The sequence below is a fragment of the Alteromonas pelagimontana genome, from assembly GCF_002499975.2.
In the GTDB taxonomy this organism is placed as follows: domain Bacteria; phylum Pseudomonadota; class Gammaproteobacteria; order Enterobacterales; family Alteromonadaceae; genus Alteromonas; species Alteromonas pelagimontana.
Genome location: NZ_CP052766.1, coordinates 3,564,253 through 3,585,479, shown reverse-complemented (window position 1 = coordinate 3,585,479; position 21,227 = coordinate 3,564,253). Strand labels below are relative to the sequence as shown.

The 21,227-nt window shown below is 47.5% G+C and carries 20 protein-coding genes; 4 read left to right on the top strand and 16 right to left on the bottom strand.

The annotated features are described in order from the left end of the window. Positions 1 to 24: 24 nt before the first annotated feature. From ribD to lpxD, 4 genes are all read right to left on the bottom strand, one after another. The gene (gene ribD, locus CA267_RS15795; RefSeq protein ID WP_075610343.1) at positions 25 to 1,149 is read right to left on the bottom strand and encodes a bifunctional diaminohydroxyphosphoribosylaminopyrimidine deaminase/5-amino-6-(5-phosphoribosylamino)uracil reductase RibD; all 1,125 of its coding nucleotides are present in this window, start codon (positions 1,147 to 1,149) and stop codon (positions 25 to 27) included. An 8-nt stretch (positions 1,150 to 1,157) separates the two neighbouring features. After that, a complete protein-coding gene (nrdR, locus tag CA267_RS15790) occupies positions 1,158 to 1,607 on the bottom strand; it encodes a transcriptional regulator NrdR (protein WP_075610298.1) in 450 nt (149 codons plus the stop codon). Positions 1,608 to 1,664: 57 nt separating this feature from the next. After that, a complete protein-coding gene (gene glyA / locus CA267_RS15785) occupies positions 1,665 to 2,921 on the bottom strand; it encodes a serine hydroxymethyltransferase (RefSeq protein WP_075610297.1) in 1,257 nt (418 codons plus the stop codon). Positions 2,922 to 3,066: 145 nt separating this feature from the next. Beyond that, positions 3,067 to 4,092, bottom strand: coding sequence for a UDP-3-O-(3-hydroxymyristoyl)glucosamine N-acyltransferase (lpxD, locus tag CA267_RS15780; RefSeq protein WP_075610296.1), 1,026 nt, complete (start codon positions 4,090 to 4,092; stop codon positions 3,067 to 3,069). Positions 4,093 to 4,290: 198 nt separating this feature from the next. Here lpxD and ettA point away from each other — a divergent pair, with 198 nt between their 5' ends. Beyond that, positions 4,291 to 5,958, top strand: coding sequence for an energy-dependent translational throttle protein EttA (gene ettA, locus CA267_RS15775; protein ID WP_075610295.1), 1,668 nt, complete (start codon positions 4,291 to 4,293; stop codon positions 5,956 to 5,958). A gap of 115 nt (positions 5,959 to 6,073) precedes the next feature. Further along, on the top strand, positions 6,074 to 6,496 hold the full coding sequence (locus CA267_RS15770; protein ID WP_075610294.1) for a PilZ domain-containing protein: 423 nt from the start codon (positions 6,074 to 6,076) through the stop codon (positions 6,494 to 6,496). Here the strand turns inward: CA267_RS15770 and radA are convergent. Next, positions 6,463 to 7,827 (bottom strand): DNA repair protein RadA, encoded by a 1,365-nt coding sequence (gene radA, locus CA267_RS15765; protein ID WP_097349221.1) that lies wholly within the window; start codon positions 7,825 to 7,827, stop codon positions 6,463 to 6,465. The two genes, CA267_RS15770 and radA, sit on opposite strands and share 34 nt — an antisense overlap. 219 nt (positions 7,828 to 8,046) lie before the next feature. On the opposite strand from radA, the gene CA267_RS15760 reads away from it, so the two are divergent. Continuing rightward, complete coding sequence (locus CA267_RS15760) at positions 8,047 to 10,527, top strand: PilZ domain-containing protein (RefSeq protein ID WP_232367563.1); 2,481 nt, start codon at positions 8,047 to 8,049, stop codon at positions 10,525 to 10,527. Between the two features lie 3 nt (positions 10,528 to 10,530). Here CA267_RS15760 and serB read toward each other — a convergent pair whose 3' ends face one another. Beyond that, positions 10,531 to 11,550, bottom strand: coding sequence for a phosphoserine phosphatase SerB (gene serB / locus CA267_RS15755; RefSeq protein WP_075610292.1), 1,020 nt, complete (start codon positions 11,548 to 11,550; stop codon positions 10,531 to 10,533). Between the two features lie 141 nt (positions 11,551 to 11,691). On the opposite strand from serB, the gene CA267_RS15750 reads away from it, so the two are divergent. Beyond that, complete coding sequence (locus CA267_RS15750) at positions 11,692 to 12,375, top strand: AhpA/YtjB family protein (RefSeq protein ID WP_075610291.1); 684 nt, start codon at positions 11,692 to 11,694, stop codon at positions 12,373 to 12,375. Here the strand turns inward: CA267_RS15750 and CA267_RS15745 are convergent. From CA267_RS15745 to rpoE, 10 genes are all read right to left on the bottom strand, one after another. After that, positions 12,330 to 13,112: a TatD family hydrolase gene (locus CA267_RS15745; protein ID WP_075610290.1), complete on the bottom strand. Its 783-nt coding sequence runs from the start codon at positions 13,110 to 13,112 to the stop codon at positions 12,330 to 12,332. The genes CA267_RS15750 and CA267_RS15745 overlap by 46 nt on opposite strands. A gap of 16 nt (positions 13,113 to 13,128) precedes the next feature. After that, entirely contained in the window at positions 13,129 to 13,767 is a 639-nt protein-coding gene (pdxH, locus tag CA267_RS15740) for a pyridoxamine 5'-phosphate oxidase (protein ID WP_075610289.1), read from the bottom strand. Between the two features lie 62 nt (positions 13,768 to 13,829). After that, entirely contained in the window at positions 13,830 to 14,738 is a 909-nt protein-coding gene (gene era / locus CA267_RS15735) for a GTPase Era (RefSeq protein WP_075610288.1), read from the bottom strand. Next, positions 14,725 to 15,414: a ribonuclease III gene (gene rnc, locus CA267_RS15730; RefSeq protein ID WP_075610287.1), complete on the bottom strand. Its 690-nt coding sequence runs from the start codon at positions 15,412 to 15,414 to the stop codon at positions 14,725 to 14,727. The genes era and rnc overlap by 14 nt, the downstream gene beginning before the upstream one ends. Then, positions 15,414 to 16,328, bottom strand: coding sequence for a signal peptidase I (gene lepB / locus CA267_RS15725; RefSeq protein ID WP_075610286.1), 915 nt, complete (start codon positions 16,326 to 16,328; stop codon positions 15,414 to 15,416). The genes rnc and lepB overlap by 1 nt, the downstream gene beginning before the upstream one ends. Beyond that, on the bottom strand, positions 16,328 to 18,124 hold the full coding sequence (gene lepA, locus CA267_RS15720; RefSeq protein WP_075610285.1) for a translation elongation factor 4: 1,797 nt from the start codon (positions 18,122 to 18,124) through the stop codon (positions 16,328 to 16,330). The genes lepB and lepA overlap by 1 nt, the downstream gene beginning before the upstream one ends. Before the next feature lie 161 nt (positions 18,125 to 18,285). Continuing rightward, positions 18,286 to 18,783: a SoxR reducing system RseC family protein gene (locus tag CA267_RS15715; RefSeq protein ID WP_075610284.1), complete on the bottom strand. Its 498-nt coding sequence runs from the start codon at positions 18,781 to 18,783 to the stop codon at positions 18,286 to 18,288. Continuing rightward, positions 18,780 to 19,928, bottom strand: coding sequence for a MucB/RseB C-terminal domain-containing protein (locus tag CA267_RS15710; RefSeq protein ID WP_083638572.1), 1,149 nt, complete (start codon positions 19,926 to 19,928; stop codon positions 18,780 to 18,782). Before CA267_RS15710 ends, CA267_RS15715 begins: the two co-directional genes overlap by 4 nt. 16 nt (positions 19,929 to 19,944) lie before the next feature. After that, positions 19,945 to 20,538, bottom strand: coding sequence for a sigma-E factor negative regulatory protein (locus tag CA267_RS15705; RefSeq protein WP_075610283.1), 594 nt, complete (start codon positions 20,536 to 20,538; stop codon positions 19,945 to 19,947). A 75-nt stretch (positions 20,539 to 20,613) separates the two neighbouring features. Then, the gene (rpoE, locus tag CA267_RS15700; protein ID WP_075610282.1) at positions 20,614 to 21,192 is read right to left on the bottom strand and encodes an RNA polymerase sigma factor RpoE; all 579 of its coding nucleotides are present in this window, start codon (positions 21,190 to 21,192) and stop codon (positions 20,614 to 20,616) included. Between the last annotated feature and the right edge of the window lie 35 nt (positions 21,193 to 21,227).

The window sequence follows — 21,227 nt, the reverse complement described above, 5'->3', positions numbered from 1 at the left end:
TATTTTAGTACCGTAAGCTGTCTGCTACCTAACGCGGTAGGTCATTTTAATATCATTGCCGAGCTGGCGACTATCCAGCAACTGCATTTGAAAAGTTTCATCAAGTGAAGTGAACGCAGGCAGGGCGAGCATAGATTTACCTTCGCTACCTAATAGCTTAGGCGCTTGATAAACAATAAGTTCATCGACCTCGCCAGCCTGAAACAACGCGCCACTCAGTCCTGGTCCCGCCTCAACCCAAACTTCATTTAACTGCCGTTCCCCTAGCGCCTGCATTAGCGCGTTTACATCAATGTGACGGTTTTTTCTTGGTAACACCAAATCAGATAATCTGGCTGAGTCATGTATACAGGTCGCAACAATAGTGGGAAAGCCGTCGTGAAAAAGTCGCAGGTCAGGCGGCAAAGATAAATTACTATCGACAACGATGCGTAGTGGCTGGCGGATTTCGGCAAGGGGATAATGATCTAGCGCCGCTTGCCCGGGCCTGACTAACAAACTCGGGTTATCTGCTTTTGCGGTGCCAGAACCCGTTAATACCGCGCAACTGGCAGCTCGGTGACGCTGCACATCCTGACGTGCTTCCGGCCCGGTTATCCACTGGCTCACGCCGTTTGCTAATGCAATTTTACCATCAATGCTGGCAGCTACTTTAACAGTAACAAAAGGCTTTCCGGTCACCATTCTTTTAATAAAACCGCGATTGAGGGTAGCCGCCTCAGCGGCAAGTATACCTGAAGTCACCTCAATACCTGCCGCTTGTAATTTCTCTATACCCCGCCCGCTTACACGGGGGTTAGGATCAGTCATTGCCACAACCACCCGCTTTACGCCTGCCTTAATTAGGGCTTCAGCACAGGGAGGAGTGCGACCAAAATGACTACAGGGTTCGAGTGTGACGTAGGCAGTGGCACCTTTTGCTGATGCGCCGGCTTCCTGCAACGCGTGGACCTCGGCATGCGGCGTACCCGCTCGAAGATGGAAACCTGTCCCGCATTTATTTCCATTGCTATCAATGATTACACAGCCAACGGCGGGGTTTGGAGAAGTGGTATAGTGTCCTTTACGGGCGAGCTTAATGGCTTCTGCCATCCACAAATAATCGGTTTGAACGGCGTTAGTATTCTGAGGAATTTCGCTAGTTTTCATAGAAAGCATCAATCCCCTAACCGGGCGATTTCTTCACCAAATTCACGAATATCTTCAAACGAGCGATAAACTGAAGCAAACCGCACATACGCGACTTTATCCAGCTCTTTCAGTGCGCTCATTATCAGATTTCCCAGAAACTGGCTCGATACTTCACGTTCACCAGTAGCCCGTAACTTCGACTTTAAAGAAAGCACACATTGCTCGACTTTTTCGGTACTCACCGGACGTTTTTCCAACGCGCGCTGCAAACCTGCTCGCAGTTTCTCCTCATTGAAAGGTTCGCGCGAACCGTCTCGCTTGATAACACGAGGCATAACCAGTTCAGCGCTTTCAAAGGTGGTAAAACGCTCATGGCACATCACACATTCACGACGACGACGTACCTGATGCCCTTCCGCAACCAAGCGAGAGTCGATAACTTTCGTTTCCTGAGCTGAGCAAAATGGGCAAAACATGGCACGTCCTCGATGGGCGTTGTTCTTATAAAGCAGTGCACAACGCCAATTAGCTATTTAGCCGTAAACAGGGAACTTCTCGCACAGCGCGACAACTTCACTGCGCACCCGATCGACAACACTTTCATCGCCAAGATTATCAAGTATGTCGCTAATCCAGTTGGCCACTTGTTTCGCTTCGTCTTCTTTGAAGCCACGACGGGTGATAGCCGGACTACCAATACGTAAGCCACTAGTGACAAAAGGTGAGCGTGGATCGTTAGGAACAGAGTTTTTATTCACCGTAATATTGGCTCGACCCAGTGCGGCATCAGCGTCTTTACCAGTGATATCTTTGTCAATCAGGTCCAACAGGAACAAATGATTTTCAGTACCACCGGAAACAATCTTATAGCCACGGTCCTGCATAACAGCAACCATAGCCTTGGCATTTTTTACCACTTGTTGCTGGTACTCTTTGAACTCGGGCTGTAGCGCTTCTTTAAACGCCACGGCTTTTGCAGCAATAACATGACACAGCGGACCGCCCTGATTGCCGGGAAAGACAGAACTGTTCAGTTTTTTATAAATCGTTTCGTCACCGCAGGATGATAAAATCAAACCGCTGCGAGGACCTGCTAACGTTTTATGCGTGGTAGTGGTCACAACGTGTGCGTGGGGTAAAGGATTCGGATAGACGCCAGCCGCAATCAAACCAGCAACATGAGCCATATCTACCAGCAGATAAGCCCCAACTGAATCAGCAATTTCGCGGAACCGCTGCCAATCCACTATGCCTGAATACGCAGAAAAACCGCCGATAATCATTTTAGGCTTATGCTCTTCAGCGAGCGCTGCAACCTGATCGTAATCAATTTCACCGGTTTCGTCGTTTAAACCATACTGAACTGCATTATAGGTTTTACCAGAAAAGTTAACATGCGAGCCATGAGTTAAATGACCACCTTCAGACAAGCTCATGCCTAACACAGTATCACCCGCCTCAAGCAACGCCATAAAAGCTGCGGCGTTGGCTTGAGAACCTGAGTGAGGCTGCACATTCGCGAAATCAGCGCCGAACAATTGCTTAGCGCGGTCGATGGCTAATTGTTCAACCACATCGACATTCTCACAACCGCCGTAATAACGTTTGCCCGGATAACCTTCGGCATACTTGTTGGTTAACTGGGTGCCCTGCGCTTCCATCACTCGTGGACTACAGTAGTTTTCTGAGGCAATCAGTTCAATATGATGTTCTTGACGCTCATTCTCTTTAGCAATGGCTTGTGCTAATTCAGGATCGAAATCCGCAATTGTCATTTCACGAGAAAACATGAAGGCTCCTTATTACAGCGATTTGAGGTGGCATTAAAATGAACGCTTATTCTAGTCATTTTAAACAGCATGTATACTGCTTTATGGTCGATTTGTCTGTCTCAGCCATGTAACACTTCGTTTGCAGCACTTTACCAAACGGCGACTATTGCTTTTCCAGCGCCTTTACACGCTCAAATAATGTATCAATTTGACGTAGCCGTACGGTGTTTTTACGCCAGTCACGGTTTTTCATTGCTGGCTGACCTGATGAATATAAACCCGGTTCAGTAATATCCTGAACAATCATGGTATAGCCGGTAACCTGCACGTTATCACAAATGCTGATATGGCCGTTTATTCCCACACCGCCACCGATAATGACATGTTTGCCAATATGCACACTCCCTGCAATCCCTGTTGCGCCACAAATGCAGGAATGGTCTTCAATAATGCAATTGTGCCCAACCTGAACCTGATTATCGATGATGACATTTTTGCCAATCAAGGTATCTTCCATAGCTCCCCGATCAATACTGCTTAAGGCACCGATTTGACTGTCATCACCAATCTGTACCGACCCGGTCTGGGGAATCGGTAGCCAGGTCCCGCTGTCATTCGCATAGCCAAAACCTGCGGCACCAATGACCGTCTGGCTATGTATTGTCACCCGTTTACCGATAACCACATCGTGATAGATAGTCACACTCGGGTAAATTACCGTATTTTCGCCGATTCTTGCGCCTTTACGAATGATGGCATTTGCGCCGATTACGACGTTGTCGCCCAGCACAACATTGTCTTCAATAATAACATGATGCCCTAGTGAAACATTGGCACCCACCGCCGCTGAAGCCGCCACAATTGCCGAATCTGCCACGCCAGTTGTTACCGCTGGCGTGGTATCGAAAAGCTGAGCGATACGAGCAAAAGCGGCGTGGGGATTTTTATGGACAAGTGCAGGGACCGGACAGTCTCCCTTCATACTTTCATGCAAAATGACTGCGCCAGCCTTCGTTCGGGCTAACTGGGGTTTGTATTTGGTATTGGTTAAAAAGGATATCTGGTGTGACTGGGATTGCGCGAGCGTACCAACTGCTGAGATCTGTGCGTCGCCGTTTCCTGATACTTCACCGCCTGCATGCGCCGCTAGCTCCGATAAGGTGTAAACACGTTTGTTAAATGCGGTCATTGATACATCCTCTAAAATTTATCCTAATCCTATGCTACTGTAAATTTTCAGATACTTCCTCATCCGCCATTAAAAAACTGGCCTTATTACACGCCACTGGTTACTTTTACATCAGTTACCGATGAATCCACGCAGGTTCACTGGAATACGCTGCTATAAAACGATTACAATAGCCCTTTCTTTGGGCAAGGATTCAGCATGTCACAATACGTTTATTCTATGCATCGGGTGGGCAAAATTGTCCCGCCTAATCGTCAAATTTTAAAAGACATTTCGTTAAGTTTTTTCCCTGGTGCAAAAATTGGTGTGCTGGGTCTCAATGGTGCGGGTAAATCTACCCTGCTTCGCATTATGGCCGGTATTGATACCGACATTGAAGGCGAAGCCCGTCCTCAGCCGGGTTTGAAAATCGGCTACCTGCCGCAAGAACCCCATCTGGATGAAACCAAAGATGTGCGCGGCAACATTGAAGAAGCAGTGGCCGATGTCACCCATGCGCTCAAACGGATTGACGAAGTTTATGCGGCCTATGCAGATCCAGATGCCGATTTTGATGCCCTGGCAAAAGAGCAAGGCGAACTGGAAGCAATAATCCAGGCAAAAGATGGTCACAACCTGGAAAACTCATTGGAGCGCGCCGCTGATGCATTACGTCTGCCTCCTTGGGATGCCGATGTCAGCAAATTGTCCGGTGGCGAACGCCGCAGAGTAGCGCTTTGTCGTCTGTTACTCGAAAAGCCTGACATGCTATTGCTGGATGAACCTACCAACCACCTCGACGCTGAATCGGTGGCGTGGCTCGAACGCTTTTTGCACGACTATGAGGGCACTGTGGTAGCCATTACTCACGACCGTTACTTTTTAGATAATGTTGCGGGCTGGATTTTGGAACTGGACCGCGGACAAGGCATTCCATGGGAAGGTAATTACTCTTCATGGTTGGAGCAAAAAGAAAACCGTTTGCAGCAGGAAGAACGGACTGAAAGTGCTCGCCAGAAGTCAATGAAGCAGGAATTGGAATGGGTGCGATCAAATCCCAAAGGCAGACACGCGAAAAGTAAAGCGAGGATGGCTCGGTTTGAGGAAATGTCTACGACAGATTACCAAAAGCGTAATGAAACGAACGAACTTTTCATTCCTCCCGGGGAGCGTCTGGGCGATAAAGTTATTGACGTTAGCGGGCTGAAAAAGTCCTACGGCGATCGGGTACTGATCGACGACATGACATTTTCTGTTCCTAAAGGCGCGATAGTGGGCATTGTCGGTCCAAACGGTGCCGGTAAATCAACGCTGTTTCGTATGCTGACAGGCCAGGAACAAGCGGACGCGGGCACAATTGATATTGGCGAAACGGTTCGCATTGCCAGTGTTGAACAGTTCCGCGATCATATGAATGAAAAAAATACGGTATGGAAGGAAATTTCGAACGATCAGGACATTATCCGCATTGGTAATTTTGAAATTAACAGCCGCGCGTATTGTAGCCGCTTTAACTTCAAGGGCAATGACCAGCAAAAATTTATCAAGGATTTATCCGGCGGAGAACGTAACCGAGTACATCTGGCGAAGCTGTTAAAAGCAGGTGGAAATGTGCTGTTACTCGATGAGCCAACCAATGATTTGGACGTGGAAACCTTGCGGGCGCTGGAAAATTCACTGCTCGAGTTTCCGGGTTGCGCTATGGTGATTTCCCATGACCGTTGGTTTTTGGACCGCGTCGCAACGCATATTATGGATTATCGTGATGAAGGGAGTATTAATTTCTTCGAAGGTAATTATACTGATTACGAAGAATGGCTGAAAGGCACTTATGGCCAGGCTGCAGTAGAGCCACACCGCCTCAAATACAAACGCATGACCAAATAAACATAGCTGAAGCCGGATTATTATCCGGCTTTTTTACACCAGCTCAACAACAGCTGTTGACCTGAACCTACTCTATGCACTAATAATGGTAGCGAATTTTTAGGAGAGTATCAGCATGACAGACAAGCGCATGTTTCAGCGTGTTGCAATTGGTGTGGCGGGAAAATTAAGCCATCAACAAGCTAGTATTAATGTAACCGTTGTAGATTTATCTCTCCAGGGACTGCGGATCAGTGCAGACGAAAAAGCTTTAGAAACGCTCCCATTCGACAGCCACGATCCCTACACCATCACGTTCCAAGCGAACGGTGACAGCCCGGAAATTGTGGCGCATTTACAACAACTATATCGGCAAACCGACACTCGGCGTTCCGATATCATCATGGGATGTAAAGTTGATCATATTGATGTGGAGAGCCTGGCGGCGCTACGCAGGCTCATCCAACTTAACAGCCGCCACGAAGATGTGAGCGAAAAAGATCTCAACGCGTTTATTGAAGCAATTTACGGTAAAGCGTCAAGTGCATCAGAAAGCTGAGAAACCGGTACAACCTGCAAACCGGGGATGGGTTGTTTGGGCGCATTGGCTTTTGGTACAATCGCACGCTTAAAACCGTGTTTGGCAGCTTCGGTAATGCGTTCGGAGCCATTTGGCACAGGCCTGATTTCGCCGGCCAGACCCACTTCACCAAATACTATTAAATCTCTGGGCAGTGCGCGGTTGCGGAAGCTGGAAATCATGGCTAAAAGCAGAGCAAGATCAGCGCTGGTTTCTGCCACTTTTACACCGCCTACCACGTTAACGAAGACATCCTGATCATTCATTTGCACGTTTCCATGACGATGCAACACTGCCAATAGCATGGCCAGGCGGTTTGCATCTGTGCCGACAGCTACCCGCCGCGGATTAGCCATTTGTGAGTAATCCACCAGCGCCTGAATCTCTACCAACAGCGGCCGGGTGCCTTCCCAAATCACCATTACGCTGGAGCCTGGCGCTTCTTTTTCGCCACGACTTAAAAAAATAGCTGAAGGATTATTTACTTCCTTCAGGCCTTTTTCTGTCATACCGAATACGCCCAGTTCATTCACCGCCCCAAAGCGATTTTTCTGGCTACGCAATGTGCGATAACGACTGTCGCTTTCGCCTTCCAACATCATAGAGCAGTCAATGCAATGTTCCAGCACTTTAGGTCCAGCAAGATTGCCATCTTTTGTCACATGCCCCACCAGAAACATGGCGATATGATTCTGCTTTGCAAAGCGGGTAAGATAGGCCGCGCTTTCCCGTACCTGAGAAACGCTGCCGGGCGCCGACTGTACGTCAGCAATGTGCATTACCTGGATAGAGTCAATTACCATAATCTTTGGCTTTCGCTCTAATGCCAGCTGGCAAATAGTTTCTACGTTTGTCTCTGCAAGCATCAGTAGCTTGTCATCAGGTAAACCGAGGCGATTCGCCCGCATCGCCACCTGTTGTAAAGACTCCTCCCCGGTAACATACAAAGCGGTGTAATTTTTCGCTAAATTGCACATTACCTGAAGAAGCAAAGTACTTTTACCTGCACCTGGGGAACCGCCTATCAGCAAAGCGGAACCAGGTACAATTCCACCCCCTAACACTCTGTCGAGCTCTTTAAAACCAGAAGAAAAACGCGGAAGTGCGGCTAAATCAATGGTATTTAACGGCTCTATTTTTGCCTGTGTCTGCCCTGCGTAGCCTGAATGGGCTGCCTTTGCTGCGGAGGCTGGACTTACCACAAACTCAGAAATGGTATTCCAGGCTTTACATTCACTGCACTGACCTTGCCAGCGCGGAAACTCTGCACCACACTCTGTACACACGTAAGCGGTTTTGCGTTTTGCCATAAAAATATTTTCACCACAAATGATTAGAGGTATTCTACACCGATAACTGGGGTCTCGCATGCTGAGCTTAGAAACAGATCGCAAAAGCAATTCTTATCCAGATATTGCCTTAACTGCCGATATCAGTTTACCCTCTTCATATAATAACAAAAGTTGTAATACAAGCCCATGAGTCAGGATCTGCAGCAGTACAGCGAAATCATAAAGCAGTTAAAATCAATGATTAACGAACCTGAGTTTAATCAGGTGTTGGTGCAGTTGACTCGAGATATTCCCCGTGAAAAACGCTTTTTGATTAAAATGGAACTTAAACGGCTGGCTCGCCCCTGTATGCGTTCCATCGACCTTCGTGGTCAGGTTGATGGTGAGTGTCGCCTTTATGAGCATGCTGGCATTCCCCACTATCTTGACGATATTGCCATTGAAGTTTTCGAGCAGCAATTGCGTATTTTTGGCCATTTTTGTTTCGGCGTATACGAAGCTGTATTGGAAACGGAAAATAACTTTCGTGTCATGCGCGACAAAGCTGCAGCAGAGGCGGCTCAAGCGCAGCGCAAAGCTGAAGAAGACGTCACTGGCAGAGCGCTTAACGGCTACAATGTACCTGTAGTCAATTTGTTTTCTTATTCCATTCGCGAGCACGAGCGAATGAATTTTGCTGTAGCCGTTGAAGTTTTTAACGAAAATCGTGTCAGCATTCGTGGCAACAGCGTCGATATCTCCATCGAAGGGATGAAGATAAAAGTCGGTAAAGAAGCGCTGTTTAAGCCTGGCGAAAAGCTGTCGGTGTATTTTCGAGGGCTGGAAGATGAATTCGCGATGGATAAGCGACACGGCATTGCTTATCACGTTATGAAGATCTCGCGCTTACCCGACGCGCAGCACCTGATGCTGCGCCGGGCAAAAGAATTTCCTAATGCCGCATTTGATCAGTTTCTTGAAAATTTTATCCATGGCAATAAGCGTCGATATAAAGTCAACATATCCAATACCATCGACGCCATCAGAAATAAGATGCTTGAACAATATTTTTCTCCTCGTAGCCCTTCTCTGCCCGTTTTTGTGGATACAACTGAACAAGGTCTGATTCCTCGTTACGCCATGACAAACGAGGTAAACCGCGAGATATTGGCATATTGGAACGACGAAAATGAGGATTTGCGCCTCGGTTACCTGATCAATCCCACACGCTTGTCATGGTTAGCCGAACAATCAACAACGGCTCGGGTCACCTATGTTTACAGCTTTACCCACCTACAGAATGAAAAGATTTATTTTTACTCTGCATCCGCGCAGGAGCTTGAGCAAAAAGAGGAGCTGAAAAGTTTGTTCCTTGGTTTTGGATCGCGTAAAGCAAGCTGGCGAGTGTATAAGCTTCAAATGGCTGATATGTCACCGGATCAAGCTCATGTTCCCCTGTCTATACCTGACAGTGTAGGTGTTAAAATTAAGCGACAGAATCACCCACCATCAGCGCGTTTAATGGCAAAGCTAAAAAATCTACGCCATATCGTTCATATTACTGATATCACTTCAGAAAGCGGTCAGAGACAATATTCGAGCCAAAAATTTAGCCGAAACAATCTACCGCATTTGCGTGCGTTCGGCCACGCCAAAAACCGTATTCCTGCAGAGATAAAAGTGCATCGTGTCTGTTTTCAGGATAAACGTCTGGAGACTCGCTATCTGCTACGGTCAAATATTGTTGTAAAAAGAAACGGTGCAGCGCCGGCGTTGAGTGGCGTTAGCGAAGATATTTCGGTACATGGATTACGGATAGAATTAGCTCAGGAGTTTCTTGGCGAACTGGACACTCAGGTAGAGGTGGCTTTCCCTAAGTTGCAGGAAATCACCCGCACACATAATGTGATGGAGCTGAAATATCGCGTTATTCATCACAACGTGGAGCGTAATATCCTTCATTTAAAAGCGATGGAAGGTGAGGAAGGTAAAAGCGCCAGAGCCTTTTTTGATGATCTCATTAAACAAAATCGCTCTTCGCTGAAAACCTATCCGGAAGAAGAAGAAATTCCCGGAATTGGCCATGCGCTCCGCTGTATTAACGCGCGCAATGTGCCGTCCATGGCTTTTGTGCTCGCCAAAGAAAATACTCGTTATGTTCCCCAGGGCGGAATTATTAGCGAATTTGACAATAATCTGAACCGCCTTGCTACCCATTTTTCAGAAAAGGGAAATCTAAACGTAGAATTTATGTTTAGAGATAGAAAAATGACTGATGCTTTTGTCCAACGGGGTATTAAACAGGTTAAAGCGGATAACAATGTGTTAAGAGAGGAATTATTTATAGCCTATGATCCCTCTCAAAAAGAAAGCAGGATGGCTATTATCCCACGTTTAGACAGCCGCTTTATTAATGATGAAAACCGCCTTAACTTTATTACTGAGGCAATGAACCGAGGCCAGTTTATCGCACTACATATTATGCTGGCCACCACCGGTAAACCGGATTTGGAAATGCTGCAGTCTGAAATAAACTATGTAAGCGTCTATGCGATTCACCGGGCTAAAGAGCTGGAAGAAAAGTTGTGGAGCATCTGTGCCTGCGCGCACCTTATTGATATCACTGATGAAGTGCTTATGCGCTACAACGTGCCCAAAGTGGATAGAGATCGAAATCGTGAGCTCGACGCGACATATCAGGTCGAGCTGGGCGGAATTCGAGCCATGTTACAGGCGTAGGTTTTATTTCATGTAGTAAAGCAGTGCATGAAGGCCACTGTATCGAATGGCGACATCAGCGTTGTCGTTTACTATAGGCTTGGCATGACACGCAACCCCCAAACCCGCTTTTTCCATCATTAGCAGGTCATTGGCACCGTCTCCCATCGCTATCGTTTGTTGTAGCGGAATATTCCAGTCAGTTGCCAGTTGGGTGACGGTCTGTGCTTTAACGTTGGCGTCAACGATGCTGCCTGAAACTTTTCCGGTTAAGGTTCCGGCGACGACTTCCAGCTCATTAGAAATGGCAGCATCCAACCCAAGACGGGTTGCCAGATGATTAGCGAAAAACGTGAACCCACCCGATGCAATGGCAACTCGCCAGCCACGGCGTTTTAGTTCTTCAACCAGCGTAATCGCGCCTGGCATCACCGGAATGCTATCGCGGATCTGAGTTAACATTTCAGCTTTAACTCCCTCTAAACACGCGACTCGCGCAATCAGGCTTTCTTTAAATTCCATTTCGCCCCGCATGGCGCGTTCGGTTACTGCCGCAACTTGATCGCCCAGTCCGGTGAGTTTAGCAATTTCATCAATACATTCGATTTGAATCACGGTGCTATCCATATCCATCACCAGCAGGCCGGCTTTTTCCAGTTCCGGTTGTGTACGCTGCACCGCAAGCTCCACCCGGTAGCGCGTTGAAACCTCGGTTATCTTCTGCTTAAGAGACTGGTGGTTGTGCAACATTACAGGAGCGGTAAGCACAGTTTCCCCAAACGCCTGGTTTAACCCATGCTCCACTATTCCACCAACAGAAACATTATCCGCCAACGCCTTTACTATTTCCGTAAGTTGATGCAAAGTCAGCGCCTGGGCAGCCACGGTCACTACGGCATCAGCGGGTGGCGTGGCATCACTTTTGTGCGCTTCCTGGCGCCAGCCCGTGGTTGTAAGGTGCATCGCCAGGTTCGGAACACAGAGCAACGATTGCAGGTAAGCTGCGCTGTGTAGCTGAGAGTCATTGGGAGTTATTTTGGTCACTAGCACATATCCTTAATTCTAAACTGCGCTCATCCTAACGAAAGATACCTCCGTGTGAAATAACCACTTGGCAATATGATATATTTACCCTACTGTTGCCCCACAGGTTATACCTCGTCAAATGCCGTCGGACTTACACTTATGCCTTCACATCCTGCCTCGTCAACAGAATCCACATTCCCTGGCAACCCTATCTCAGACCAACGGGCGTCTCAATTGGTCTCACACAGCGGCTATCGCGTTTTAAAGCAAATTTTTCATACACTACTGCTAGCGGCAATAATGTTACTCATCCTTTATGTGGTGATTACGTATCAGAAGCAACAGCAGGCGTGGTTGCTGGAACAAGCGGCAGAGCCGGGCAAAACACTGGTTCGACAGTACAGCCAAATTTTGGCTCCTGCCGTACAGGACAAAGATACGCAAACGGTAACGGCAACGCTGGCCATCTTAGCGTCCGAGCCCCGAGTGCTGGCTGCAACCGTTTTTGATAGCCAGGGGGAGATAATCGCGCCTTTAGATAGCACATCCTCGGTGGTCAGTAAAACTTACCTCAATCCTTTTCCGCCCGTTACTCAAGTGCAGGACATCGTGAATGACGCCGGAACAACTACCGGTTATCTCCGTCTACTGGTAGATCAACGCGCCCAGTTAGCCAAACCATTAGCTCGCGAGCGGGATAAGCAACCTCTGATAGTTGCTGTTGGATTCATCACTTTTTTCACCGGCTTTTACGTAGCGCGGTTTTTTTACAAATTACGCCCGCTATTGCAACGACGTTACAAATCGCTCTTTGTTTGTGAGAACTTAAACAGGCGGCAGTAGTTCTGTGAAGTTTGACGTATTACATCCTCTGATGTTGTTGCTTTAAGTTCACTTAACACTTCGACTATCTGGGGCAAATACTGCGGGGAATTGCGCAGCCCCTGGCGTCCGGCCATAGGCATATCTGGCGCATCAGTTTCTAGCACAAGATGCCTTAGTGGGATGTTAGCCAGCGCGTTGCGCGTCTTTTTTGCCCTTTCATAGGTAATAGTGCCGCCAATGCCAAGTAAGAATCCCATCTCGATATAGTCGTTAGCAACCTGTTCACTGCCGGAGAAAGCGTGAATAATGCCTTTAAAGGGGAAAGCCGCTTCTTTTAATAAGCCAATTAGACGGTGATGGGTTTTATGATGATGTAAAATGACAGGTAACCTGAAATTTTTTGCCAATGCTAGCTGGGCAGAAAACAGCGATTCCTGATCCTGTGCACTGGTATCAACAGTGGCATCCAGACCAATTTCACCGACAGCGACCAGAATGTCGCGATGCTCATCCAGCGATTTCTCCAAAGCTTGAACACTGGAGTCATTAAATTCTGCAAAAAAATAAGGATGCAGACCGAAAGCCAAATCGAGCTGTGGATAGCGTGACTGCAGATCAAGTTGCCGTTGCCAGCCCGATGGCGTAGTACCCGGAACCAGAAATCGCGTAACGCCGGCTTTTTCACTGTTGGCGATAACATCATCAATATCATCTTTAAAAGCAGGGAGATCCAGATGGCAATGGCTGTCAATCATCTTTCGAAATCCTCGCCTAGGGCATTAACCTTTGAGTTTGCCAGTTCCCCGCATCATCGACATTATATTCAAACCGATCGTGCAAGCGATCTTCTCCGCCTTGCCAAAATTCTACTTGATGCGGCTTAATACGAAAGCCTCCCCAAAAATCAGGAACAGGAAGACTTTTATTGGCAAATTTTTCTTTTAGCTGATGAAACTGGGTCATTAACAATTCGCGGGTAGAAATGGGCTGGCTTTGCTTCGAAGCGTACGCAGCCAACTGGCTATCTTTTGGACGAGAAAAGAAGTACCGAGCGTTTTCTGCCGCGCTGAGTTTTTCGGCCGTTCCGCAGATTCGAACCTGACGCTCCATAAAAAACCACGGGAAATGCAACGCGACCTTTGGGTTAGCCGCAATTTCCTGTGCTTTACGGCTACCGAGGTTAGTGTAGAAAACAAAGCCTTCCTCAGTAACATCTTTAAGTAAAACGATACGCTGGGAAGGCTGCCCATTGGCCGCAACCGTTGCTACCGTCATTGCAGTAGGATCCGGTATACCTGCATCAATAGCGTCTTGCAGCCACATTTTGAACAGTGTCAACGGATGAGGCGTTAACTGCTTTTCAGTCAGAGAGCCCATTGAATACTGTCGACGCATATCCGAAATTGCCATGACACCTCCTGCCTTTACGAATCCAGAGATTTTCACTTAGTATGGGAAGCCAGAGTTAGCGTTTACTCTTCACCATAGCCAAGCGAACGTAATGCCCGCTCATCATCCGCCCACCCTTGTTTAACCTTCACCCAAAGCTCCAGAAAAACTTTGTTGTCAAACAACGATTCCATATCTTTACGTGCTTGCTCACCAATGGTTTTCAGCTGTTTTCCACCTTTTCCAATTACCATACGTTTCTGGCTTTCCCGTTCCACCAGAATCAAGCCATTAATACGATACACGCCGTTTTCCATTAATTTGAATTGTTCAATTTCAACGGTAGTGGAATACGGTAATTCATCACCAGTAAAGCGCATTAATTTTTCGCGAATGATTTCCGCAGCCATAAATCGACTGGAACGGTCAGTGATATAATCGTCAGGAAAATAGAACTCGCTGTAAGGCAATGATGCCTGCACCTGTTCTCGCACCGCGTCCACCTGTTTTCCCTGCCTGGCGCTTATGGGAATAATGTGTTCAAAGGTATGTTGGCTTGAGAGCACCTGCAAGTGCTTCATCAGGGCATCACGATCCTGCACCTTATCCACTTTGTTCACGATAAGATAGCAAGGCAAGCCGGAATTAATGACCTTATTTAGCACCATTTGATCATCGTCGGTCCAGCGCGTGCCTTCGACCACAAACAGGACTAATCCTACTTCTGCCAATGAACTTGACGCTGCACGGTTCATGTAGCGGTTTATCGCACGTTTTTCATCCTGATGAAGACCGGGAGTATCTACATAGATAGATTGCGTATCGCCGTCAGTATCAATTCCTAAAATTCGGTGGCGGGTAGTTTGCGGCTTGCGTGAGGTAATACTTACTTTTTGCCCGAGCAACTGGTTCAGTAATGTAGATTTACCTACATTGGGACGACCAACAATCGCGACTAACCCACAACGGGTTGAGGTGTCATTTTCCTGCATCTTCTAATTTCTCCAGGGCCATTCTGGCAGCTTCCTGTTCTGCCTTGCGGCGACTGTTTCCGGTGCCAATCATGGGCTCATCCAGTTGATTAACCATACAACTGATTTCAAAGACTTGCGCATGATCTTTGCCGGATATATTTACCACATCATAGACTGGCAGCGCTTCACGTCGGGATTGCAGGTACTCCTGGAGACGGGTTTTGCTGTCTTTGGGATGTTCATTAGGATCCAGCGCATCAATGCGCTTCTCCCACAGCGTCAATATCACAGCTCTTACGGTTTCTAACCCTGCGTCAAGGTAAATAGCGCCAAGAATGGCTTCCACAGCGTCAGCGAGAATGGAGCCCCTTCGATGACCGCCGCTTTTCAACTCTCCTTGTCCGAGTTTAAGCAGGTCTCCCACTTTGGCTTCTCGTCCAAGTTCAGCCAACGTTTCTCCCTTAACCAGAGTAGAACGCATGCGTGTGAGTTTGCCTTCCGGCACCTGCGGAAACTTCTGAAACAGCGCATCAGCCACTACCATGCCCAGCACGGCGTCACCGAGAAACTCAAGCCGCTCGTTATGGTTTTTACCGGCACTTCGATGGGTTAGCGCCTGCTCCAGCAAGCTAATATTTGAGAACTGATAATTCAGCACGCGTGTAAGATGCGCGTACGTGTCGATACCCTGCATTATTCAATACTACCCACGCGGCTAAAGCGAACGCCCGTTGGTATCCAGGTGGGCAGCAGACTGTCTTCACCCCGTTCAAACTCAAAGCTAATCCAGATAGCCACGGCTTCACCTACGAGATTTTCTTCGGGTACGAATCCCCAGAAACGGCTGTCACGGCTATTATCACGATTGTCTCCCATCACAAAATAGTGGTTTTCAGGAACAAGCCATTCATTACTGCGGGTACCAGGCTGAGTATAGTAATTAGAAGCAGGAATATCGCGCATCGGATGGCGCAATATGTCATGGCTCGCCTCTCCTAATTGCTCGGTATATCGCAGCAAAGGCGCCATGTCCTGAACAAAATCGCCGCGGCTTTTAAATTCTACCGGAACCGGTTTTAGCGCTGGACACTGCTTGGCTTGCTCGTTAGCGCAATAAGGTTTAATGAAAATTTGTTTGTTCTGGTATACCACGGTGTCGCCCGGCAGCCCGACCACACGCTTAATGTAATCGATATTAGGATCTTCCGGATATTTAAACACTACTACATCACCGCGTTCAGGCTCTCCCGTTTCAACAAACTTGTTTCGAAACACCGGGTCGCGCAGACCGTAAGCAAACTTCTCTACCAGAATAAAATCACCGACCAGCAGGGTTGGCATCATGGAGCCTGAAGGTATTTGAAAAGGCTCGTACAGAAACGAGCGCAGTATCAGTACAAAAGCAATGACGGGAAAAATCTGCTGTGCGGTATCAACCAGATAAGGCACCTCTGGTTCAGACCCCATTGCTGAAGTGCCAGTGGCGCGAGCGTCGCTTTGCGCAGCTTTACGCTTACGTTTGGGCGCAAAAACGATAGCATCAATCAGCCAGATCAGACCTGAGGCAATGGTTAAAATTACCAGCAGTATAGAAAAATAGTTCGCCATTATTTACCAACCTTCAGTACCGCCAAGAAGGCATCTTGTGGCAACTCAACGTTTCCTACTTGCTTCATTCGCTTCTTCCCTTCTTTTTGTTTCTGGAGCAGTTTCTTCTTCCGACTCACATCGCCGCCATAACACTTGGCAATAACATTCTTACGTAGCTGTTTAACTGTACTACGTGCTATGACATGGTTCCCGATTGCAGCCTGAATAGCAATATCAAACATTTGTCTTGGGATGAGTTCACGAAGTTTGTCGACCATATCCCGGCCACGCTGCTGCGAATTGTCTCTGTGAGTGATAAGTGCCAGCGCATCCACGCGCTCACCGTTAATCAATATGTCTACCCGCACCATGTCGGAAGATTGGAAGCGTTTGAAGTTATAATCCAGCGAGGCAAAGCCCCGACTGGTAGATTTTAATCGGTCAAAGAAATCCAGCACTACTTCTGCCATAGGAATTTCATAAGTTACCGCCACTTGCTTACCGTGGTAAGTCATGTTGGTCTGCATGCCGCGCTTTTCGACGCAAAGCGTAATGACGTTACCAAGATAATCCTGCGGCACCAGAATATGCGCTTCCACCATAGGCTCAAGGATTTCTTCAATCTCATTGACTGCCGGCAGCTTAGAGGGATTATCCACCGTATACACTTCCCCCCGTGTTGTCTTTACTTCATAAATTACGGTCGGGGCGGTGGTAATAAGGTCAAGATCATACTCCCGTTCAAGGCGCTCCTGGATAATTTCCATGTGCAGCATGCCCAGAAAGCCAATACGGAAGCCAAAACCTAAAGCAGCGGAACTTTCTGGCTCATAAAATAATGAGGCATCATTCAGACTAAGTTTAGATAAAGCGTCACGAAAATCTTCATAATCATCGGAACTAACAGGAAACACACCGGCATAAACCTGCGGTTTTACTTTCTTAAAGCCCGGCAACGCCTTTTCCGCGGGTTGCTTTGCTAAGGTAATGGTATCGCCCACAGGTGCGCCATGAATTTCTTTTATACCAGCAATGATGAAACCAACTTCACCAGCTCGTAGTACACCGGTATCCAAAGCTTTGGGAGTAAACACCCCAACTTTGTCGACCTGATGTGAGTGACCATTGGACATAATCTGAATTTTGTCTTTCACGGTCAACTGACCTTCGACAATTCGTACCAGTGACACTACACCTTGATAGTTATCAAACCAGGAATCAACAATTAGCGCACGCAGTGGTTTATCACGATCTCCTACTGGCGGCGGAATTTTATTAACAATAACTTCAAGCACATCCTCAATACCTACACCGGTTTTCGCGGAGCAACGTACTGCGTCAATAGCATCGATACCTACGATGTCTTCGATTTCCTCTGCAACGCGCTCAGGTTCGGCCTGTGGCAAATCGATTTTATTGAGAATAGGCACAACTTCCATATTCATATCGATAGCGGTGTAACAGTTCGCCAATGTTTGTGCTTCTACCCCCTGCCCCGCATCCACTACCAGCAATGCGCCCTCACAAGCCGCAAGTGAACGTGAGACTTCATAAGTGAAATCTACGTGGCCTGGAGTATCGATAAAGTTCAGCTGATAAGTTTCACCATTCTTCGCTTTGTAATTAAGGGTGACACTTTGCGCTTTTATCGTGATGCCGCGCTCCCGCTCAATGTCCATGGAGTCCAGCACTTGCTCGGCCATCTCACGCTCTGTAAGCCCTCCGCAGTGCTGGATAAGACGATCTGACAACGTGGATTTTCCGTGGTCAATGTGGGCAATGATACTGAAATTACGAATGTGCGAATGTTGCATAATGCTGGAGATTACCTGCAAGAATAACGTTAACGGTATTGTCACTTTGCTAATGCAAAGCCTGATTAAGCGCAACGATACTTAAATTAAAAGCGATTGCGCGCGAAGCGTGCGGATTTTACCTATTTCTGAAGGGAAAAGCGAATAGACTCGCCGTTTGATTAGCGGCTTTCGGCGTCGTCTTTGTTCGCGGCTGTGTGAACGCTGGCTTCAACGTGCTTCTGTAGGGGGAAAATCACCGGTTGAAAGCGGCGTTTATCGAATTGCTTTAGATAGCCAGAAATCCAAATAAAACCTGCCATCGTAGCTGCGATACTGCCAGCAACTACCCATAACTCGCTGTTGAAGCCAATTTTAGGCAGCAGCTCGGTAAGCAGCAGCGCACAGCCAATAAAAATGAGTAAAGGGACGAGATACAGCCAGCCTGAAGCGGCAAGAATCCCCGCTTCAGGAATTCCCACTTTAACGCTGTCACCTACAGAAACTGGAAACAAGGCAGTCACTGTTAATTGCTGGGTTTTGGGGGCCATAGCACGAGAGATAACACCAGAACCGCAATTTGCCTGCGCCTGGCAACTTGAACATGTCGATTTAATTGCGGCTTCCAAAGTAACTTTATCGCCATCAACGGCGACCACGCGCGCGGTTTCAGTAATCATTTGCCTGTGTCCTTAACCCGTAATGACGTAGCTATGGCATTTGCTGTTTTTAAAGGGATTTCACCCACCACCGTTACCTGCGCTTTACCATCAGTTAAAGTCAGGAAAGTGTTGAGGTCGTGTCTAAGTACAAGGTCGGCGCCCACAGCATCCGTAGCAGGTTGAACATAAACAGACACATCAACCAGACCATCACTGAACATCTTGTATTCCACCACCTGACCTGTCAAAGACAGACGACGGATATCCCGCTTCACTTCTGTCATTCCTTCAGGTAGATATTCGACTTCCCAGTTATGCTGCCTGGGTAACTTGGGCACAATTGCCATTACATCGGGTAAGGAAGCCTGGTTAACCCGGGCAAAATAGTGGTGAGGTGAATCAAGAATAGACAAGCTAGTGACCTGAATTTGCTCCAGAAGATTTCCCTGTAAATCCAGCGTATTCATTTTCAGCAACATACCCGTTTTTTCATCCAGCCACAATTGATAACTGAAACGGGTATTATCGCGGCTGACAATCCGTATCTGCTGAGCGGGGCGCCCGGTTACCCGTGCTCTGCCAACGGTAACGAATTCGTAACCTTTTTTAAGCGTATCAGGATGGAACAGTAGCTCGCTGGGAATCGGTCCGTTTATCTCGGTAGAGCGCAAACTGTATGGAGGCACATCCGGCTCAAATACGCTGACTACATCGTCTACCCGAATTAATTCCCGCCCTGGCCCGTTCTGTAAGTTCAACTGCTCCATGGCAGTGCCATCTTCCCATATTGCATGACGCCAAAGGTAAGGTTCAGTTTCCTGGCCTGAACGACTCACCACAAAAGAAATCTGAAAATTTAGCTTGCGAGTCGAGTCGGTGAGCCGGTGTAACCAATCTGATGCGCTCAACAAACGCGTGGCTGCAACTTCGTCATCAGGTTGCGCTTCACCGCGCTCGGGCACAAATTCGGCTGTAGACTCAGCCGCTGTGCTTTGTTGCTGAACCACATTAGGATCGCCATTCGACCGAATAGCATCTGGATGGGTAACTTCCTGAGCGTAAAGTCCTACGGGAAATAAACCTGTTATCGCCCAAGCCAATTTGTAAGGGCGTAAAAATGCACATACCAGCCCACAAGGGGCTGGTATGCTAATACTACACATTAATTTCATCGCTTATTTATTTCGGACTTTCGTCTGATTCCTCATTCAGCTTGGCAGCTTCACTTTGTTCCTCTGCCTGCTTTAATCTCACTTGTTGTTCATGGTCTGCAATCAGCGCATTTACCTTGCGTTTCTTCTCAAGCAATACTTCCATATCATTGCGCGGCAAAGAACGGGTTTGTTCAAGACTTACCGGAGCCATCCCACCCTGCGGTCCTAAACGCCCCGGTAAAGATTCAAATGGCTCTGTCGGTGCAGGCTGATTGTACTGTTGTACACCAAGAATCACTGCAACTGCAACCGAAGCTGCCACTGCAAACTGACCAGATTGCTTCGCAAACGGCACCACGTTGCCGATGACGGGCAACGATCGCCAGCGAGATTTCTTCGGCGCCACTATTGCAGGTTCCTGTTCAAGGGCTGCGGCAATCTGCGCCGTCAAGTCCAACTCAGGAGCGACGGATGCTTCTTTGCGAAGACCGCTACGAATAACATGATAGCGTTGCCATTTCGCCTGGAGCAGTGCATCGTTTTTGATGGCATCGATGATATCAGTGCCTTCAGTCTCGCCATCCATAAAGGCTGACAGTTTTTCTTGCTGTTGCATCATATTATCTAATCCTGATCAATGATGATCAATAAACACCTTAACACAGCTAGTTAGTACCCGACATCATCAAAAAGTTCAATTTTCTAACAACGGCTGTATCACTTTGTCGATTGCTTCACGAGCCCGGAATATCCGAGATCTCACTGTTCCTACCGGACAGTCCATAACATTGGCTATTTCTTCATAACTCAACCCTTCAATTTCGCGCAACGTAATTGCCATACGCAAATCATCGGGAAGCTTCTCTACCACACGAAATAAGGTGGCTTCAATCTCACTGGAAAGGAGGTTCCGTTCCGGCGTATTTTGTTCTTTTAACGCATCACTGCCCTCATAGTAGTCCGCTTCCTCAGCGTCTACATCATTTGCAGGTGGCTTTCTACCCTGAGCAACGAGGTAGTTTTTGGCGCTGTTCACTGCAATTCGATACAACCAGGTATAAAACGCACTATCACCACGGAAATTTGGCAATGCACGATACGCTTTAATAAAAGCATCCTGAGTTACGTCGGCAACATCTCCAGTATTTTTCACATAACGAGACACTAGATGCATCACTTTATGCTGATATCGGGTTACCAACAGGTTAAACGCGTTTTTATCACCACGCTGAACCTTTTCAACTAACTGCTGATCGGTTATCTGCTCGCTCATCCGAGCTATATCTCCTATACGTCTACATCTCGATA

What these genes read in the sequence shown, in the direction of transcription:
- ribD (WP_075610343.1), bottom strand. Translation starts at nt 1,149, where the DNA reads ATGAAAACTAGCGAAATTCCTCAGAATACTAACGCCGTTCAAACCGAT.
- nrdR (WP_075610298.1), bottom strand. Translation starts at nt 1,607, where the DNA reads ATGTTTTGCCCATTTTGCTCAGCTCAGGAAACGAAAGTTATCGACTCT.
- glyA (WP_075610297.1), bottom strand. Translation starts at nt 2,921, where the DNA reads ATGTTTTCTCGTGAAATGACAATTGCGGATTTCGATCCTGAATTAGCA.
- lpxD (WP_075610296.1), bottom strand. Translation starts at nt 4,092, where the DNA reads ATGACCGCATTTAACAAACGTGTTTACACCTTATCGGAGCTAGCGGCG.
- ettA (WP_075610295.1), top strand. Translation starts at nt 4,291, where the DNA reads ATGTCACAATACGTTTATTCTATGCATCGGGTGGGCAAAATTGTCCCG.
- CA267_RS15770 (WP_075610294.1), top strand. Translation starts at nt 6,074, where the DNA reads ATGACAGACAAGCGCATGTTTCAGCGTGTTGCAATTGGTGTGGCGGGA.
- radA (WP_097349221.1), bottom strand. Translation starts at nt 7,827, where the DNA reads ATGGCAAAACGCAAAACCGCTTACGTGTGTACAGAGTGTGGTGCAGAG.
- CA267_RS15760 (WP_232367563.1), top strand. Translation starts at nt 8,047, where the DNA reads ATGATTAACGAACCTGAGTTTAATCAGGTGTTGGTGCAGTTGACTCGA.
- CA267_RS15750 (WP_075610291.1), top strand. Translation starts at nt 11,692, where the DNA reads ATGCCTTCACATCCTGCCTCGTCAACAGAATCCACATTCCCTGGCAAC.
- CA267_RS15745 (WP_075610290.1), bottom strand. Translation starts at nt 13,112, where the DNA reads ATGATTGACAGCCATTGCCATCTGGATCTCCCTGCTTTTAAAGATGAT.
- pdxH (WP_075610289.1), bottom strand. Translation starts at nt 13,767, where the DNA reads ATGGCAATTTCGGATATGCGTCGACAGTATTCAATGGGCTCTCTGACT.
- era (WP_075610288.1), bottom strand. Translation starts at nt 14,738, where the DNA reads ATGCAGGAAAATGACACCTCAACCCGTTGTGGGTTAGTCGCGATTGTT.
- rnc (WP_075610287.1), bottom strand. Translation starts at nt 15,414, where the DNA reads ATGCAGGGTATCGACACGTACGCGCATCTTACACGCGTGCTGAATTAT.
- lepB (WP_075610286.1), bottom strand. Translation starts at nt 16,328, where the DNA reads ATGGCGAACTATTTTTCTATACTGCTGGTAATTTTAACCATTGCCTCA.
- lepA (WP_075610285.1), bottom strand. Translation starts at nt 18,124, where the DNA reads ATGCAACATTCGCACATTCGTAATTTCAGTATCATTGCCCACATTGAC.
- CA267_RS15715 (WP_075610284.1), bottom strand. Translation starts at nt 18,783, where the DNA reads ATGATTACTGAAACCGCGCGCGTGGTCGCCGTTGATGGCGATAAAGTT.
- CA267_RS15710 (WP_083638572.1), bottom strand. Translation starts at nt 19,928, where the DNA reads ATGTGTAGTATTAGCATACCAGCCCCTTGTGGGCTGGTATGTGCATTT.
- CA267_RS15705 (WP_075610283.1), bottom strand. Translation starts at nt 20,538, where the DNA reads ATGATGCAACAGCAAGAAAAACTGTCAGCCTTTATGGATGGCGAGACT.
- rpoE (WP_075610282.1), bottom strand. Translation starts at nt 21,192, where the DNA reads ATGAGCGAGCAGATAACCGATCAGCAGTTAGTTGAAAAGGTTCAGCGT.